This window comes from Flavobacterium sp. GT3R68, from assembly GCF_007109225.1.
GTDB lineage: Bacteria > Bacteroidota > Bacteroidia > Flavobacteriales > Flavobacteriaceae > Flavobacterium.
The window spans coordinates 410-1,042 of the sequence record NZ_VJZK01000040.1; the positions used below are offsets into that span (position 1 = coordinate 410).

Annotated in this window: 1 protein-coding gene; it reads right to left on the reverse strand. The window is 30.2% G+C overall.

All coding sequences use genetic code 11. The features are described 5' to 3' along the window. Positions 1-266: 266 nt before the first annotated feature. A complete protein-coding gene (locus FNW07_RS13855; RefSeq protein ID WP_185963165.1) occupies positions 267-440 on the reverse strand; it encodes a hypothetical protein in 174 nt (57 codons plus the stop codon). Positions 441-633 lie beyond the last annotated feature (193 nt).

A 633-nucleotide genomic window follows, 5' to 3' on the forward strand; every position in this document is an offset into this window, starting at 1 on the left:
ACTATGCTTGTGACCCATAAAAAAAGCCAATAAGAAACGATGCACTTATTGGCTTATTAAAAATAAAATGAATTCTTATTCATCCAGTTTTATATTTCCTCTGTCTTCCTGATTATCCGGATGTTTATTAGGATATCGATTTGGAATTATATCAGAGTTATGATCTTTATTCTCTACCATTTTTTTAGCTTGTTCTTCAGAAACATTCGCGGTATCAGAACTTAAATTTTTAGGAGTGCTATCCTCATTCTATTCCAAGGTTCCGTTTATATTACGTGCTCTTTGAACAATTTTTGATTTCCATGATTGTCGGTTTCTACCTCTGATTTCAGATGTGATACTTCAGGATTCGTATTTTTGGCTAGATTCTCACCGCTAAATCCTTCGTTTATATTTTGCTTATTATTTGTTTTTTTTGAGCCTAAATCGTTGCTTTCCATAATGTTTAATTTAAAGTTAATACGGTTAATTTCTATAATGTTACGTCTTTTATAGTAAGGAATTCAATCATTTAACATAGCTTTTGGTTTGTATAGGTAAATCTATTGCCACTCTATTTTAAATGCGACTAAAACAAAACTATCTTTGCGCTCACAAATAATAAAATAAAATGTCTCATTCTCATTTCATCAT